The organism is Actinoplanes italicus, assembly GCF_003001815.1.
In the GTDB taxonomy this organism is placed as follows: domain Bacteria; phylum Actinomycetota; class Actinomycetes; order Mycobacteriales; family Micromonosporaceae; genus Actinoplanes; species Actinoplanes italicus.
The window spans coordinates 41277-55651 of sequence record NZ_PVMZ01000012.1; the positions used below are offsets into that span (position 1 = coordinate 41277).

Sequence of the window (14375 nt, forward strand, 5' to 3'; positions counted from 1 at the left end):
GTCAGGAACCCGCTGCCAGCAGCTGGTTGACCTTCTCCTCAGCGGTCTTCAGCAGTGTGTCGACGTTCGCGTTGGGGTCGGTCAGGACACCGGACATCGCCGAGTCGAGGATCGCGTAGATCGCCTGGGCGTCGCGCGGCTCGCCGACGATCGGAAGCTGCTTGGCCTCGAAGAGCGCGAAGTTCTCGACCGGGACGTTCGCGTTCGCCTTGCGGAGGTCGAACTCCTGCTTCTGCGCCTCGGTGCCGTTCGCGAACAGCAGCGGCTGCGGCAGGCCGACCGGGTAGTTCTGCGGCTTGGCCCGTACGTAGTCGAACTGGCCCTTGCCCGGGGTGAGCTTCTGGTAGGCGATCCACTTGAGGCCCGCCTCGACCTGCTCCTTGTTGAGGTCCTTCTTGAAGAAGTAACCCTCACCACCGCCGAGCGTGCCCTTCGCCAGGTCGGTCTGACCCGGCAGCGGGGCGACGGCCCAGTCCTCGAACTTGCCCTTGAACTGGCTGACGATCGCCTGGGTGGTGTCCGGCGCGCCGATGAACATGCCGACCTTGCCGGCGGCGGCGTTGGTCAGCAGGTCGCCCCACTGCAGGAGCTGGCGGCTGCCCATGGTGTTGTCGCCGTACCGCATGTCCTTGAGGTTCTGCAGGACCTGCTTGCCCTCGGGGGTGTTGAACGCGGCCTTCTTGCCGTCCTCGGAGAGGACCCGGCCACCCTGCGAGTAGAGCAGCGAGGTGAAGTGCCAGCCGCCGGTGTTGCCGGCGCTGTACTCCGCGTAGCCCGCGACGCTCTTGTCGGTGGCGGTGATCTTCTTGGCCGCCTCGCGAACCTCGGGCCACGTCTTCGGCGGGTTGTTCGCGTCCAGCCCGGCCTTGGCGAACAGGGTCTTGTTGTAGACCAGGCCCATCGAGTAGTTCTTCACCGGGACGCCGTAGAGCTTGCCTCCGTCGGTGAACACCTCCTTGAGCGCCGGGTCGACGCTGTCCCAGGTGGAGACGGTGTCCTTGTTGACGTACTGGGTGATGTCCAGCGCCTGACCCGAGTCCAGCACCTGCTGCAGGTCGGTCATGTAGCCGTAGAAGACGTCGGTCGTGGTGCCACCGGCCAGGCGGGCCGTGAAGTCCGGCGGGTTGTTGCACTGCTGGCCGACGCTGATGCTCTTGATCACGATGTTCGGGTTCTGCTTCTGGAACTCGGCGACATCCGCGTTCCAGTTGTCGAGCAGTTCCTTCTGGGCGGCGACGGGCTGGCAGTCGACCGTGATGGTGACCTTGCCGGCCGCGTCGGTGCCGCCGTCGTCGCTCTTGGTGGAACACGCCGCCAGGCTGAGTCCCAGGCCGGCCGCGAGCGCGAACGCCGCAGCCTTCCGGTACTGCGGTACGGACATCTGTCCATCCCTTCGGGAACGGTTTTATCGCTTGGTAAGGAGTCCTCGTAGTGAGTGGAGTCACTGTAACGAGGCGGGCATGTTGCCGCAAGGTTTCGATCGAGCACTGAAAAAACACGACTTTCTTGCGGCAGGCCTTGGCTTGGGGTCACTTCACCCGATTTTGTACGCAAAAAGGCCGCCGACCATGTGGTCGGCGGCCTGTTGACCGTCAGTCAATTACTCCCGGCGCTACTCCCGGCGCTACTCCCGGCGCTACTCCCGGTTCTTACTCCCGGCGCACGGGTCCTGTCGAACCGCGGACCACCAGCTCCGGCTCGAACAGCAGCTCGTCGGAGAACTCGCGGGCCTCGTCGATCTGGCTCACCAGCAGGTCCACGGCTGCCTGCCCCATCGTCTCGATCGGCTGGCGTACCGTTGTCAGCGGCGGATCGGTGCAGGTCATGAACGCCGAGTCGTCGAAGCCCACCACGGAGACGTCGTCGGGCACCGACCGGCCCAGCCGGCGCGCCGCCCGGATCGCGCCCAGCGCCAGCACGTCACTGGCGCAGATGATGCCGGTCACCCCGCGCTCGACCAGTTTCGTCGCCGCCACCCGGGCGCCCTCCATCGAGAAGCTCGACCGCTCCACCCAGTTCTCCGCCTCCGTAGAGCTGGTGACCTGCAACAACGCGTCCAGCTTGCGGCGCGACGGGACGTGTCCCTCGGGGCCGAGCACCATGCCGATCCGCTCGTGGCCCAGCGAGCGCAGATGGCCGTACGCCTGCTCGACGGCCACCGCGTCGTCGGTCGACACCCGCGGGAAGCCCAGCTCGTCGACACCGGCGTTGACCAGCACCACGGGCAGACCGCGCTCGGTGAGACGCCGGTAGTGCTCGTGCGACGCGTCGGTCAGCGCATAGGAACCGCCCGCGAAGATCACGCCGGACACCTGATGGTCGAGCAGCATCTCGACGTAGTCGGACTCGGGCACACCGCCTATGGTCCGCGCGCACAGCGCCGGGGTGAACCCGCGCTGCGCGAGCGAGCTGGTCACCACCTCGGCGAGCGCCGGGAAGATCGGGTTCTGCAGCTCGGGCAGCACCAGGCCGACGAGCCTGGCCCGTTCGCCGCGCAATTTCGTCGGCCGCTCGTAGCCCAGGACGTCGAGCGCGGTGAGCACCGACGTGCGGGTGGCCTCGGAGACGCCGCTGCGCCCGTTGAGCACCCGGCTGACGGTCGCCTCGCTGACCCCGGCCTTCTTCGCCACCTCGGCAAGTCGTTTGGTCACCACGGAATCCTACGTCAATTTATTGCAAGAACAGAACCAGTATCGGACTGTGTCTTGCGTCCCCTTGCGGATCGTCGATGCGCCTCGACGCCCGTCTTCACACCCAGTGTCCGCTCCACCGGCTGTGAATCGGTTAAGGCGTCGCTCTGTGCGACGCAATCCTTTCATTCGCTTGCTTCGCTTCCCACCGGGCCCGATTTCTCGGATGCTCGATGTCGATTCGGCGGTCGCCCCGATCGTCAGTGGGGTGGAACAACCGAGACGAGGGAGCACACTCCATGCGCTACGTCATGATCCTGCTGGGCGACGAGTCCAAGTGGTTCGACCCCGACCTGGCCCCCGGCCTCATGGAGGAGGTCGGCACCTGGTGGCAGAAGTGGTTCGAGGCCGGGAAGATCGTTGAGGGCGGCGCCGAACTCGGCCCGTCCAGCGGGGCGAAGACCATCGGCACCGGCCCGGACGGCACACCCCAGGTCACCGACGGGCCGTACGTCGAGCTCAAAGAGGTGGTCGGCGGCTTCATCCTGCTCGACGTCGACGACCTCGACGAGGCCGTCGCGGTCGCGTCGGGCTGGCCGGGCATCGCCGCCATCGGCGACCGCGTCGAACTGCGCCCGGAGATGATCCGCTGATCTTCTCCGTCAGACCCGTTCGGCGGCCGCTTCGTCCTTGGCGGCCGCTGTTTCGGCTTCCCCGGCCGCTTCTTCCGCTGGTTTTGCCGGATCGTGTTTCAGGCGGATCCACGCGAGGACCATGCCGATCGGGATCAGCGCGACCGCGGGCACCGCGTACCGCTGCTCGTACATGCTGGTGGCGACGCTCACGAGCATGAGGCCGATACCTGCCGCGACGAAGAGCACGGCGTCCGCGGCCGGGCGCCACGAGCGCCCGCGAGGACGCCAGAAGGCGGCCGCCAGCGCTGTCAGCACGCCGGCGGCGTACAGCGGACCCGGTGTGGTCACGACCCGGCCGTACGCGTGCACCCGCTCGGTCGCCGCGGTCGCGGGCAGCGGGCCGACCGCCGGGTGCTTGCCGATCTCGCTCACCGGCACGTAGTAGAACGGCTGGCACTGATAGCCGGGCCGCTCCGGCGGCAGCCATGTCCTGGCAAGGCAGGCCGCGTCCTTCACCAGCGGCGGCCGGAACCAGAAGTGCCAGCTCGCCTCCTCGCCGACCATGGCCAGGTACGCGCCCGGGCGCTGCTTGATCACCGTGGTGGCGAACTCGTTCAGGAACGCGTCGTTGCCGACCCCGCGGTAGAGCCGGTAGGCCGGGCTGTGGTCGCTCCAGATGTAGCGGTCCGGGCGGTGCTCGAAGTTCGCCGGCGGGTTCGGATCGCAGAGCGTGCGCTGCTTCGCGGTCAGCTCCAGCTTCGAGCAGTCCGCCACCGGCATGACGCGGGCGTACAGGAACCGGCCCTGGTTCTGGGTGAAGGCGTACACCCCGTGGTGCCGCTCGTAATACACCTGGTAGCCACCGAGCAGCGCCGCCACCGGCAGCGTGAACGCCGCCAGCTGCCGCCAGCCCACCCGGCGCACCAGCAGATAGACGCCGGCCAGCGCCAGGATCGGCAGCCCGACCGAACGGGTGAGCGCGGCAAAACCCAGCAGCGACCCACCCACGGCGGCGGCCACCGGCCCGAGGCGGTCCCGCCAGGCCAGCACGACGAGCCCGGCCACGGTCAGGGCCACGTAGGCCGTCTCGGCCAGGATGTAGTGCTCGAGCGTGAGCTGCCGGGCGTCGATCGCGAGCGGCACCATGGCCAGCGCCGCGACCCACGGCTTCGCTCCCCGCTTCAGCAGGAAGGCGTATCCGGCCACGATCAGTGCGGCCCCGACCAGATGCTGGAACACCGCGATCAGCCGGTACGGGCCACCGGCGAGCGGTTTGATCAGAAAGGAGTAGCCGGCCGGCCGGATGTCGTTCGGCACCATCGAGAGCGCGTCACGCACGTACAGCATCGTGTCGGGGAAGAAGAAGGCGTACTGATACGAGGCCGTGAACCAGGCACGCACCCCGACGGCGACACCCAGAACCAGAAGAAGCGGTAGATGCCGCCGGATCATCGCGGCCCGGTCGAACTGGCGGTGGTCATGTGCTGAGGTCCCCCGTCGCATCACTCTCGATCCTCATCGAGACCGGGCAATCCAACCGGTACCCGGCGAACGCGCAGCCCCTCCACACGGGAGCACCCGGTTAACTTCCCGTGAACCGACCGCGCCGCCCCTCCGCCGCCTGTTTCCTGCCGCGGTCGTCTCCCCCTGGCCGCTTTCTGCTGCGGTCGCTCTCTGCGGTCGCCTCTCGTTGGCGCGTTCCGATGCGGGCGCCTTTTCTCGGCCTGTTCCGCTGCTGCCGTTTTCTGCGGTCGCCGTCCTCTGGCGCGTTCCGTTGCGGCCGCTCGTCTCCGGCCCGCGGTCAGCTGGTCAGATCGTCGAGGCGGCGGGCCAGCAGATCGCGTTCCGCGGGGTTGGTGACCAGCGCCAGCGCCCGCCGGGTCGCCTCGGCGGCCTCCGCCCGGCGCCCGAGCCTGCCCAGCAGATCGGCGCGGGTCGCATGCCACAGGCGGTAACCGTCCAGCCGCCCGCTCAACTCGTCCACCTCGGCCAGTGCCTCCGCAGGCCCGGCCGTGTAACTCGTCGCCACGGCACGCCCCAGCAACACCACCGGCGTCGGCCGGAACCGGGCCAGCAGGTCGTAGAGCTTGCGCACCGTAGCCCAGTCGGAACCGGCCCACGACGGCGCCACGGCATGCTGGGCGGCGATCGCAGCCTCCACCTGAAACGGCCCCGGCCGGTTCAGTGACGCGACCCGGGCCAGGCGCCGCAACGCCGACGCGATCAGCACCCGATCCCACGCCGACCGATCCTGATCCGCCAGCAGAACCATCCGACCCCCGTCGCCGAACCGCGCGGCGGCCCGCGACTCGTGCAACTCCAGCAGTGCGGCCAGCCCCGCGGCCTCCGGTTCGTACGGCATCAGGGCGGCCAGCTGCCGTGCCAGCTCCAGCCCTTCCCGTGCCAGCTCCCGGCGCTCCGCGGTGTCGCTTGCCGAGGTCAGGTACCCCTCGTTGTAGATCAGGTAGATCACACTGGCCGCGGACCGCAGGCGCTCGCCGTATTCGTGAGGCGGGGGCGTCACCACCCGTACGCCATGCTCCTTCAGATGCCGTTTGGCCCGCACCAGCCGTTGCGCAACAGTCGCCTTGGGCTGCAGAAACGCCGCGGCGACAGTCTCCGCCGACAACCCGGCCGCCACATGCAGGGTGAGCGTGACCCGCGAGGCCTCCGGCAACGTCGGATGGCAGCAGGCCAGCACCAGAGCCAGCCGGTCGTCCCCGGACGGCGGCCACGAGGGCACACCGTTCTCCGGCGGCGCACCCCCGAGAGTCGGATCTAACGCCGCGAGCGCTTCCTTGTCCCGCCCGTTGGCGTCCCGCCGAAGCCGATCGATGGCTTTCCGCCAGGCGGTCGTCACCAGCCATCCGGCCGGATTCGCGGGTACGCCCTCCGCCTCCCACCGCCGCAACGCCTCGGCGACGGCGTCCTGGAGCGCCTCCTCCGCCATATCGAGGTCACCGAGCCGCCGCCCGAGCACGCCGAGCATCCCGGCGGATTCGGACCGCCACACCCGATCGACCACCTCACCGACCCCGGTCACCCCTGCATTCTCCGCCGACCGGATACCGCCGATGCGGCTGGTGCGGCTCGCGCTCATAGCGCCCGAACGCCGCCGACAGTGCCTCCTTGCGTGGTGACCTGCGCCCGCGGGCTGTCACCACGCCGCGGTGCCTCCTTTGCGTGGTGACCTGCGCCCGTGGGCGGGCCGTGGGTCACCGCGCTGCGGCGTGTCCTTCTTTGTGTGGTGATCTGCGCCCGCGGGTGAGCCGTGGGTCACCGCGCTGCGGCGTGTCCTTCTTTGCGTGGTGATCTGCGCCCGTGGGCGGGCCGTGGGTCACCACGCTGCGGTGTGTCCTTCTTTGTGTGGTGATCTGCGCCCACGGGCTGTCACCACGCCGCGGTGCCTCCTTTGCGTGGTGACTTGCGCCCGCGGGCGAGCCGTGGGTCACCACGCTGCGGCGTGTCCTTCCTTGCGTGGTGATCTGCGCCGGTGGGCGACCCGTGGGCGGGCCGTGGGTCACCACGCTGCGGCGTGTCCTTCCTTGCGTGGTGATCTGCGCCCACGGGCGAGCCGGAGGTCACCACGCTGCGGTTGCTGTCGTCCGCCTCGAACTTCGAGCGCATGGTCGAGTCCCGGCGCCGGCTGGGGGCCGAGGAGACGGTGCGTCGCCGCTGTCGCGGCGCGGTCGGACAGTTGCCGAATGAAGGTCTAGATCGGGCAAAACCCCCCGCGATTGGTGGGCGGGATGGGATGTTTTGCGGGGACCGGGAGAGAGGGGTCGCTACCACCATGTCCGACTGGGATCAGAATGACGGCTGGTCGTCGACGGATCAGCAGGACTGGTCGTCGGGCCAAGGCCAGAGCGACTGGTCGGCGCAGGACCGGCAGCGTGACTCCGTGCACCGGCTCGCCAACGTCAGCAACGACATGGCGGCGGCCACCGACGCGGCGGTGCGCGCGGCCGAGACCGCGGTGCAGGTGATCCAGCGGCTGGAGGCGAGCAGCACCGAGATCGGCAAGGTCGTACAGCTGATCGCGACGATCGCGAAGCAGACGAACCTGCTGGCGCTGAACGCGACGATCGAGGCCGCCCGGGCCGGTGAGGCGGGGCGTGGCTTCGCGGTGGTGGCGAGCGAGGTCAAGGACCTGGCCAACGAGACGGCGACGGCGACCAGTGAGATCGGCACGCAGGTCGGCGGGATCCGGGCGGACACCCAGAACGCGGTCTCCGCGATCGAGGAGATGCAGGGACTGATCGAGGAACTGGACCGCTGTCAGAAGGTGATCAGCGGCATCGTGGTGGATCAGCAGGCGGGCTGACGTCGTCGGCATGCGCGGATCTCTATCGCGGTGAGCACTCCGGCCGCGACCCGGCCTGTGGACAGCCGAGGATTGTGGATAACTTCGAGGGCGTTCGGCGGGTGGAGGACACTTGGCGGCATGGCTCGCAGATCCCCCAAGCCCCGGAGTGTCTCCTCGCAATGCCCGTGCGGCCGCGGAGCGTACTCGGAATGTTGCGGACCCCTGCACGACGGAAAGCCGGCGGCCGATCCGGAAGCGTTGATGCGTTCGCGTTTCAGTGCCTACGCGCTGGACAAGAGCGACTATGTGCTGCGGACCTGGCACCCGTCGACGCGGCCGCCGGCCGTGGACGGTGATCCGGGCCTGCGCTGGACGCGCCTCCACGTGCTGGGTCACGACGGCGGTGGCGTCTTCGACGCCGAGGGGACGGTCGAGTTCCGCGCGCACTACGTCGACGGCGGTCAGCCGGGCGTGATGGCCGAGAAGAGCCGGTTCGTCCGGCACGACGGCCGCTGGGTCTACCAGGGGCCGCTGTGATCTTCTTGACGAGGAGGTGGGTTCACCATGTCGGCACAGCGGCCGCTTGAAGACGGCATAGTCAAAGACTTCAAGGTCAATCTCTCGTACGGGGCATACTTGCGCCTCGACGACGTGCTGGGAGCGCAGCACCCGGTCAGTGTGCCGGAACACCACGACGAGCTGCTGTTCATCGTGCAGCATCAGACATCCGAGCTGTGGCTGAAACTGATCATCCACGAGCTGAAGGCGGTCCAGGAGTACCTGGCGAAGGACGAGCTGCGTCCCGCGCTGAAGGGCCTGGCCCGGGTCAAGCACATTCAGCGCACACTGACCGAGCAGTGGTCGGTGCTGGCCACCCTGACCCCGTCGGAGTACGCGGAATTCCGCAGTTTCCTCGGCACGTCATCGGGCTTCCAGTCGTTCCAGTACCGGGCGATCGAGTTCCTGCTCGGCAACAAGAACAGGGACATGCTGCGGATCTTCGACGACCAGCCCGGCGCCAGGGCCCTGCTCGAGGACGCCCTGCTGACCCCGAGTGTGTATGACGAGTTTCTGCACTTCCTGGCGCGGCGCGGGCATCAGGTGCCGGCCGAGATCCTGCAGCGTGACGTCACCGAGCCGTACGACTATCACGCCGCGCTGGTGCCGGTCTTCCGGGAGATCTACGAGAACGCCGAGCAGAACTGGGACGTCTACGAGGCGTGTGAGGAGCTCGTCGATCTGGAGGAGAACTTCCAGCTGTGGCGGTTCCGGCACCTCAAGACGGTGGAACGGACGATCGGGTTCAAGCGGGGCAGTGGCGGGTCCAGTGGGGTGGGCTTCCTGAAGGCGGCGCTCGATCTGACATTCTTCCCCGAGCTCTACGCCGTCCGGACCGAGATCGGGGTGCCCCGTTGATCGATGACCTGCCCGCCCGCGCCGCCACCCTCGACGCGGACGACCCGCTGGCGGCGTTCCGGGAGCAGTTCATCACTCCGCCGCCCGCCGAGCTGCTCTCCTACCTCGACGGCAACTCGCTGGGCCGCCCGTTGGAGGCGACCGCCCGGCTGCTCGACGAGTTCGTCCGGGAGCAGTGGGGCGGCCGGTTGATCCGAGGCTGGGACGAGGGCTGGCTGGAGTGGCCGCTCACCCTCGGCGACCGGCTCGGTTCCATCGCGCTCGGTGCCGGCGCCGGGCAGACGGTGATCGCCGACTCCACCACCGTGCTCATCTACAAGCTGGCACGTGCCGCGGTCGCCGCCCGGCCCGGTCGCCGCACGGTGGTGCTGGACACCGACAACTTCCCCACCGACCGGTACGTCATCGAGGGCATCGCCGCCGAGTGTGGCCTGCGCCTGGAGTGGATCGAGACCGACCCGGCCACCGGCATCCGTGCCGAGCAGGTCGCCGACGTGGTCGACGCGGACACCGCCCTGGTGCTGTTCAGCCATGTCGCCTACCGGTCGGGCTGGCTCGCCGACGTCGCCGAGATCAACCGGGTGGCGCACGCTGCCGGAGCTCTGACCATGTGGGACCTGTGCCACTCGGCCGGCTCGGTGCCGATCGCCCTCGACGAGTGGGGTGTCGACCTCGCCGTCGGGTGCACCTACAAGTACCTCAACGGCGGTCCCGGCGCCCCGGCCTTCGCCTACCTGCGGCGCGAGCTGCAGGACGAGTTGCGCCAGCCGATCCAGGGCTGGATGGGGCACCGCGCGTCCTTCGAGATGGGTCACGGTTACGAGGCTGCGGCCGGTGTCCGGGCCCTGCTCAGCGGGACCCCGCCGATCCTGGCGATGGTCCCGCTGCACGCCAACCTCGACATGCTCGCCGCCGCCGGGATCGAAGCGGTCCGCGCCAAGTCGCTGCTGCTCACCGGCTATGTGCTCGATCTCGCGGACGAGTGGCTCGCCCCGCACGGCGTCACCGTGGTCAGCCCGCGGGATCCCGCCCGGCGTGGCGGTCACGTGACGCTGCGGCGCGACGGGTTCAAGGATTTCCTGCAGCCGTTGTGGGACAGCGGTGTCATCCCCGACTACCGGCGTCCGGACGGACTGCGGATCGGTCCGGCACCGTTGAGCACCAGCTTCGGTGAGGTCTGTCAGGGGCTCGCGCTCCTGCGGGAGCTGTTGGAGAAGAATCCCCGGTGAGTACCGAGTCGTCATCCATCTCACCGGACGTCTGCGAGAACGCCACCGCTCCGTTCCCTGCTGCCGGCGGCGGGCGGGCCGGAGCGGCTGATGCGTGCTGTGGAGGTTCCGGTTCGGCCGGAGCTTGCGGTCTGGCGGCGCTGCGTCGCAACAGCACCGGCCCACGCCCCACCGTCACCGTCGCCGAGGAGACCGAGATCCCGCCGACCCCGACCGCGCGCGGGGCCGCAGACAGCCCGACGACCGGCGCCGTGACCGGGGTTGCCGCCGGCTCGGCGGCGGGTGCCGTGACCGGGGTTGCCGCCGGCTCGGCGGCGGGTGCCGTGACCGGGGTTGCCGCCGGCTCGGCGGCGGGTGCCGTGACCGGGGTTGCCGCCGGCTCGGCGGCGGGTGCCGTGACCGGCACTGCCGTCGGCACTACCACGGATGCCGTGAGCGATCCCGCCGTCGGCTCGGCTGTTGGCGCGGGGGTCGTCGGCTCGACGGCTGGCGGCGGAGCCGGTGGTGCGATCGGCAAGGCGGCTGGGTCCGCGGCGCGTGGCGCCGTCGCTGCTCTGGCCGGCGGGAACGGCCGGGTCGAATGGCTGCTGGCGGATTCGGTCTGGTGGGGTGGCCGGCTGCGGAAGGGCGTGGCTCTCCGGGTGGCGCCCGACGGTGTGGTCAAGCCTGTGCCGGCCGAGTTGGCACCCGGTGGCGAGGACACCCGGCGGTTCCCGGGGACGCTGCTGCCCGGTCTGGTCGACGCACATGTGCATTCGGCGCTGGTCGACCTCGGTACGGTTCGGGCCGGTGGCATCGCTGAGGTGTGGGACCTCGGCGGCGTGCCGTCGACGGTCGCCGAATTCGCCGGGCGGGCGGTGCGGGCGGATTCGGGTCTGCCACGTGTTCGGTATGCCGGTCCGTTTTTGACCGCTCCTGGCGGCTACCCGAGTGACCGCCCATGGGCGCCGGCCGGCAGCTGGCGGGAGATCGGCGGAGAGGCCGACGCTCGTGCCGCGGTCGACGAGGCCGGGGCTGCCGGGGCCCGTCTGATCAAGGTCACCGCGCACGCGGGTGGTCCGCGACTGCCGCTGCCGGTGCTGAAAGCCGTGGTCAAGGCGGCGCATGCGGCGGACCTGCCCGTCGTGGTGCATGCGGAGGGCCCGGGGACGGTGGCTGAGGCGTACGCCGCCGGGGCCGACGTCTTGGCTCACACGCCCTGGACCGAGCCGGTCGACGATGCGCTGCTGCGTGCCTGCGCGGAGCGCATGAGCTGGATCAGCACGCTGGACATCCACGGCTGGGGTGACCCCGATCCGGCCCGTGAGGTAGCTGTCGGGAACCTGCGGCGGTTCATCGGGCACGGGGGTACGGTCCGCTACGGAACAGACCTGGGTAACGGACCGCTGCCACTCGGCGTCAACGCCCGTGAGATCCGGCTGTTGCAGTCGGCCGGTCTGACGCCCGACGCCGTCCTCACCGCCATGACCGAAAGTGACAGCTCAACGATCTCCTGGTTGCCTGCAGGCCTGGACCTCGACGTCGAGCGCTTCCCGGATGCGCTGGCGACCGCCCGCGTGCTGGACGCCTCGGTACGACCTCGTCAGATCTGACCTCCCGGCCGGGCAGCGCGAGAAGTGGTCGCGGAGAAGCTGACCGCAGGCGACTTGGCCGCGGGAAACTAGCCGCGGGGAGTCGGCGCAGTGACCTGCCGGGTCGGGCTATGTGGAGACTACGGCCGGGAGCCGAGGTCGCCACCGACGCGATCCTCGAGGTTGCCGGGTCGGGCTGTGTAGAGATTATGGCCCGGGTTGGGCTGTGTGGAGACTACGGCCGGGAGCCGAGGTCGCCACCGACGCGATCCTCGAGGTTGCCGGGTCGGGCTGTGTAGAGATTATGGCCCGGGTTGGGCTGTGTGGAGACTGCGGCCGGGAGCCGAGGTCGCCACCGACGCGATCCTCGAGGTTGCCGGCCGGGCTGTGTAGAGATTATGGCCCGGGTTGGGCTGTGCCCTAGGACACAGACTCGAACCTATTGCCGTCAGGCGGCCCACTCCATAAAGTTGGCACTGCCAAACAAGCCTAGTGATTAGGAAGTTCCGATGCCTCGTCTCGCCACCGTCGACCCCGCCGCCGCTGAAGGTCAGGCCCGCACCCTGCTCGGCCGGGTCGAGCGTGCCCTCGGCGTCACGCCCAACATGATGCGGGCCATGGCGAATTCGCCCGCTGTGCTCGACGCCTACCTCCAGTTCTCCGGTGCGCTCTCCAAGGGTCTGCTGCCTGCCCGGGTGCAGGAGCAGATCGCCCTGGTCGCCGCAGTGGAGAACGAGTGCGGCTACTGCCTCGCGGCGCACACCGTGCTCGGTGCCAGGGCCGGCGTCTCCGATGACGACCTGGTCGCCGGCCGGGACGCGCGGGCCTCCGACCCCAAGGTCGAGGCGGCGCTTCGATTCGCCCGCCAGGTCATCGGCAGCAAGGGATTCGTGGCTGACGAGGACCTCGCCGCCGTGCGGGAGGCCGGTTATGGCGACGGTGAGATCGGCGAGATCGTTGCCGCGGTCGCGCTCAACACCTTCACCAACTACTTCAACTCGGTCGGGCAGACCGCCCTTGACTTCCCGGCCGTCGAAGGCGTCGCCACGCGGGACTGACCCGTCGTTTTCATGAGCTAGAAACTTGGCAGTGCCAATAAATGGAGGCAGCAGTGACCCGCATCGTCATTCCGTCGGTCGTCGCGCTCACGGCGGTGACGGCTACCGCCACCGCGGTGTTCGCGACCGCCCGTTCCGACGCCGAGCTCGCCGCGCACACCGCGCCCGCCGCGCAACCCGCGGCGAGCACGGTGCAGACCGGGCCGGCCGTCGCGCCGGCGGCGAGCACGGCGCAGAGGGGGACGGCCGCGAGACCGGCGACGAGCACGGCGCACGACCACAGCGGCCCTGACCGCGGTGGCCACGACCATGGTGGCCATGACCACGGCAGCCATGACCACGGCAGCCATGACCACGGCAGCCCTGACCGCGGCGGGCACGATCACGGCGGCGGGATCGGTTCGCCGCGGGGGAACGCCGAGCCGGCCGCGTTCGACCTGGTGCGGACCTCGGTCCGGCGCCAGGGGGACCGGATCGTGTTCACCGAGCAGGTTCGTGGCCGGGCCGGTTCGGTGAAACCCGGCCGGGTCGGGCAGTTCGCCGGTAGCTCGGTGTTCAGCTACGTGTGGCCGATCTCGCTGAACACGTCCACGGCCGGCTTCAGCCGGGGCAGCGGCGTGCTCGCGCTGGCGGCCACCAGTCACCCGGACTTCGACGACACGCCGCTCGTCGACGAGAACCGCAACGGCCGTAAGGACGACGACGGTGGCCTGTGGCACTCACACTGGGTGGTGCTCGTGCCCGACACCACCCGGCCGGACGGAGCTCTGAAGGTTCGCGACATCCTGCCGGGCGAGCGGCCCCAGCTGCCGAAGACCTGGCCGGGGGTGCCGCTCTACCTGGACAGTCCGTCGTACCCGACGAAGCTGACCGGGCAGACCGTGCGGATCGAGGTGCCGCTGGCCGCCCTCGGGTTCCCGAAGACCTTCCAGTACGACGGTGTCACCTCCGCGCTGAAGGTCAACGCGGATCTGCACGACCCGTTGCTGAGGGTCGAGAACGTCTTCGACGTGGCCTCCGGCGACCTTTCACTGCCGGGAACGTTCCGGCGCTGACCCCGCCGAGTGGTGCGCCGCGTGCCGGGGCGGGGTGGAACCGGGGCGAGGTTGAGCCGGGAGCCGGGGTCGCAGCCGGGGTTGGGTCGGGGGGCGGAGCAGGGTTTCGAGGTAAGGCCCCGGCGCCGACAGAGTGCCGGGGCGCCGCCAGAAGGCGACGTCCCGCTGTCGGCGCCCGGGGGGACGAGGCGATGGGCCGTGGTGTAGGGCGATGGGCGCGGCCACGGGCCGATGGGCCGCGGGACGGGGGCGATGGCTCGGGACAAGGGCGTTGGCCTGAGGTGAGGGCGTTGGCCTGAGGTGAGGGCGTTGGCCTGAGGTGAGGGCGTTGGCCTGAGGTGAGGGCGTTGGCCTGAGGTGAGGGCGTTGGCCTGAGGTGAGGGCGTTGGCCTGAGGTGAGGGCGTTGGCCTGAGGTGAGGGCGTTGGCCTGAGGTGAGGGCGATGGCCCGAGGTGAAGGCGATGGCCTGAGGTGA

The 14375-nt window shown here is 69.6% G+C and carries 12 protein-coding genes; 8 read left to right on the forward strand and 4 right to left on the reverse strand.

The window, feature by feature from the left end:
* Window position 1: 1 nt before the first annotated feature.
* Both CLV67_RS27250 and CLV67_RS27255 read right to left on the reverse strand, forming a co-directional pair.
* The gene (locus CLV67_RS27250) at window positions 2–1381 is read right to left on the reverse strand and encodes an ABC transporter substrate-binding protein (protein WP_106323296.1); all 1380 of its coding nucleotides are present in this window, start codon (window positions 1379–1381) and stop codon (window positions 2–4) included.
* A gap of 268 nt (window positions 1382–1649) precedes the next feature.
* Window positions 1650–2651 carry a LacI family DNA-binding transcriptional regulator gene (locus CLV67_RS27255; RefSeq protein ID WP_106323688.1) on the reverse strand — a complete coding sequence of 334 codons (1002 nt, stop codon included), beginning with the start codon at window positions 2649–2651 and terminating at the stop codon, window positions 1650–1652.
* A gap of 278 nt (window positions 2652–2929) precedes the next feature.
* On the opposite strand from CLV67_RS27255, the gene CLV67_RS27260 reads away from it, so the two are divergent.
* Window positions 2930–3283 carry a YciI family protein gene (locus CLV67_RS27260; RefSeq protein WP_106323298.1) on the forward strand — a complete coding sequence of 118 codons (354 nt, stop codon included), beginning with the start codon at window positions 2930–2932 and terminating at the stop codon, window positions 3281–3283.
* A 9-nt stretch (window positions 3284–3292) separates the two neighbouring features.
* On the opposite strand, the gene CLV67_RS27265 is transcribed toward CLV67_RS27260, so the two are convergent.
* Window positions 3293–4768 (reverse strand): phospholipid carrier-dependent glycosyltransferase, encoded by a 1476-nt coding sequence (locus tag CLV67_RS27265; protein WP_106323300.1) that lies wholly within the window; start codon window positions 4766–4768, stop codon window positions 3293–3295.
* A 298-nt stretch (window positions 4769–5066) separates the two neighbouring features.
* Window positions 5067–6308, reverse strand: a complete 1242-nt coding sequence (locus tag CLV67_RS27270) for an RNA polymerase sigma factor (RefSeq protein ID WP_239166575.1) — start codon at window positions 6306–6308, stop codon at window positions 5067–5069.
* Between the two features lie 750 nt (window positions 6309–7058).
* Here CLV67_RS27270 and CLV67_RS54320 point away from each other — a divergent pair.
* From CLV67_RS54320 to CLV67_RS27305, 7 genes are all read left to right on the forward strand, one after another.
* Complete coding sequence (locus tag CLV67_RS54320; protein WP_106323304.1) at window positions 7059–7589, forward strand: methyl-accepting chemotaxis protein; 531 nt, start codon at window positions 7059–7061, stop codon at window positions 7587–7589.
* Window positions 7590–7793: 204 nt separating this feature from the next.
* The gene (locus CLV67_RS27280) at window positions 7794–8108 is read left to right on the forward strand and encodes a YchJ family protein (RefSeq protein WP_428839490.1); all 315 of its coding nucleotides are present in this window, start codon (window positions 7794–7796) and stop codon (window positions 8106–8108) included.
* A gap of 27 nt (window positions 8109–8135) precedes the next feature.
* Window positions 8136–8987, forward strand: coding sequence for a tryptophan 2,3-dioxygenase (locus CLV67_RS27285; protein ID WP_106323309.1), 852 nt, complete (start codon window positions 8136–8138; stop codon window positions 8985–8987).
* Window positions 8984–10216, forward strand: a complete 1233-nt coding sequence (gene kynU, locus CLV67_RS27290) for a kynureninase (protein ID WP_307833881.1) — start codon at window positions 8984–8986, stop codon at window positions 10214–10216. Before CLV67_RS27285 ends, kynU begins: the two co-directional genes overlap by 4 nt.
* Window positions 10213–11808 carry an amidohydrolase family protein gene (locus CLV67_RS53590; protein WP_249037967.1) on the forward strand — a complete coding sequence of 532 codons (1596 nt, stop codon included), beginning with the start codon at window positions 10213–10215 and terminating at the stop codon, window positions 11806–11808. The genes kynU and CLV67_RS53590 overlap by 4 nt, the downstream gene beginning before the upstream one ends.
* A 488-nt stretch (window positions 11809–12296) precedes the next feature.
* Window positions 12297–12845: a carboxymuconolactone decarboxylase family protein gene (locus tag CLV67_RS27300; protein WP_106323311.1), complete on the forward strand. Its 549-nt coding sequence runs from the start codon at window positions 12297–12299 to the stop codon at window positions 12843–12845.
* A 53-nt stretch (window positions 12846–12898) separates the two neighbouring features.
* Window positions 12899–13900, forward strand: coding sequence for a hypothetical protein (locus CLV67_RS27305; protein WP_203737382.1), 1002 nt, complete (start codon window positions 12899–12901; stop codon window positions 13898–13900).
* The last annotated feature ends 475 nt before the right edge of the window (window positions 13901–14375 follow it).